This window comes from Halorubrum sp. ASP1, from assembly GCF_005435135.1.
Lineage (GTDB): Archaea > Halobacteriota > Halobacteria > Halobacteriales > Haloferacaceae > Halorubrum > Halorubrum tropicale.
This window is the reverse complement of sequence record NZ_SGUA01000033.1, coordinates 1-2,329: the sequence shown is the minus strand read 5'-3', so window position 1 is coordinate 2,329 and position 2,329 is coordinate 1. Positions and strand designations below refer to the sequence as shown.

Here is a 2,329-nt window from a genome sequence, read left to right as displayed (position 1 = left end):
GAGTACGTGCCGTTACTCTCGTGTTTTACGCGAGCCACCTGCGGTACCTCGCCCACGTGCTCCTGGAACCACGCCGTCTCGATCGCGACCCAGCGTCCGTCGTGGGTTCGGTCGTCCTCGAGGACGATCGCCGGGTCACCGTCGACGACGTCCGTTTGCACGCTCATCGTCTGTGAGCCCGCGCTCGTTCGCACGTCACTCGGTGCTGGCGGTGCCGAGCTCGTCGCAGCGCCGAGACTGTTCGACACCACGTCTCTCAGATCGTTCCCGTCGACCGGGTCGTAAGTAGTGCCTGAGACAGGCTCCTCCGTAGAGTTGTTCGTCGCATCCCCCGCGAACGGCGCCGCGGGCATCGCGACCGCAGCCACGACTAGCACGGCCGCGAGTGCGAGCGGTTTCACCGCGCCCGCCGGTATGTGCAGTCGATCGAGCGTCCCGCGCAGCTGCGGCGCGATCTCCTCGACCGACTGTGCGACCGCCGCCCGGGCTCGCGCCACGAGCGCGGCCAGCGTCGTCCTCAGCCACGCGATCAGCTCGCGGTTCTGTTCCTCCTCGTCGTTGGTGTCGGTTGTTGTCTCGTCAGTCATGGCTCACCCCTCCCCCTGCGCTCCTCTTAGCTACGCGCGCGTGTGGACCGCCGTGTGCGCGGTCGCGAGAAGTCGCGTATCGGTCGATCTCGGGGGGATCAGTCTGTTTCGATGCCAAAAATCGACGGTTACAGACGCTGAAGCGACCGAAAACCGGCGCCTTGCTGGCTCTACAACGCATCCAGCGCCTCCTCCCGGCGCGGGTATCGCACCGAGATCTCGCCCCGGAACCGGTAGTTCCGGTACGGGTTCGGCCACTCGACCGGCGTGTAGTTCTGGTCGCGCCAGATCACTGCCCGACCCGTCCGGTCCGCGAAACGGTTGATGTAGTGTTTGTCGATGGGAACGTTCCCGATCCCCGACAGCGACGCGCTCGGCGGGGGCGTCTTCGGCATCGTCACGAACCACCGCGTCTTCTCCCGAACGCCCTCGTCGACGCGGGAGACGCTGTGTGACAGCGGGATCGTCGAGAGGTTCTTTTTCCGGCCCTTCCCTTGGCTGACCGGGTAGCCCTTCACCTTGCGGTTCTGGTCGTTCTCGTCAGCCTCGGGGTTCAGCGGGACCAGGTCCGAGAACTCGTCGAGGACGATGGTCGTCGGGTGGAGGAACTCGTCGTCCTTCGCTCTCGTGTCCATGAACGCGAAATTAACGTCCCGGAGCGGCGTCACCTCCGCCGGCTTGTCCGCGTCTCGGGCCGGCGTGTACGTCGCCATCGTCTGCTTCTCGCAGCCCCGGAACAACGGGTCCGGCAGCACCGCGTAGAGCCCGCCCGGGACGATCTTCGTCATGAGGTCTCGCGGGTTCTTGTACGTGATCGTGTCCCGGAACACGTCCGTCAGCGAGATCTCCGTCGTCGGCAGCGTCGGGTTCCGCGGCTTGGCGTGGACCTCGTAGTCGATCCCCGCCGGCACCGCGACGGTCATGTACGGCGCCAGCGGGAGACACTCGAGTTCGTCGAGCGTCAGCATCCACAGCAGCGTCTCGTTGTTGATCTCCGGCATCCGGATCCCGCCGACGACGTTCGCGAACGACGTCTTCCCGCCGCCCGGCTTCGAGTGCGCCCAGATGTCGGTCCCGCCGTCGCCCATCGCAGCGAGGACGTGCTCGTTCTCCGGCTTCGCCAGCCACTCCAGCACCTTCCGGCGCGGCGCCGGCTGGTCCGCGATGATGTCGTCGTCGAGCCGCCCCTCCTCGAGCGCCCACATCTCTGCGTCGTCGACGTGGATGATCGCGTCGAGGTACGCGCTCGGGTACCGGTACACCGGGTGCGCGTTCTCGATCCCGTTCAGCCGCGCCGTCCGTGACAGGCTCTTTAGCTTCTTGTGGAACGGCTTGAGGCTGTTCCCGTCAGATCCCTCGAAGTCCTTGTAGATCCGCTCGCCGTCGTTGTGGTACTGAGCGAGCCGCCCCCACGACTTCGAGCCGGCGTGGTACCGCGCCTGCCGCGACTTCTCCCACGGTGCGAAGTCCTTGTGGAGCCGCTCGATCACCGCCTCCTCACCGCGCTGTTCCTTCTGTCGACTGCTGAATGATCTACTCATGAGTTCCAGGCCGTATGTGTCTTCCCGCTGCTATCCGTCCGCTCGCCGCCGTTCAGCGTCCGCGCGGCCGACAGGAACGGCGGCGAGCGGACGGATAGCAGCGGGAAGACACATACGGCCTGGAACTCATGAGTAGATCATTCAGCAGTCGACAGAAGGAACAGCGCGGTGAGGAGGCGGTGATCGAGCGGCTCCACAAGG

General features: G+C 65.8%; 2 protein-coding genes. Both read right to left on the bottom strand.

Going from position 1 to position 2,329, the window contains the following annotated elements:
* A partial coding sequence (locus EXE48_RS18090; protein ID WP_137712161.1) for a hypothetical protein occupies positions 1 to 587 on the bottom strand: 587 nt, incomplete at its 3' end.
* A gap of 170 nt (positions 588 to 757) precedes the next feature.
* Positions 758 to 2,128 (bottom strand): hypothetical protein, encoded by a 1,371-nt coding sequence (locus EXE48_RS18085; protein WP_137712160.1) that lies wholly within the window; start codon positions 2,126 to 2,128, stop codon positions 758 to 760.
* Positions 2,129 to 2,329: the final 201 nt, after the last annotated feature.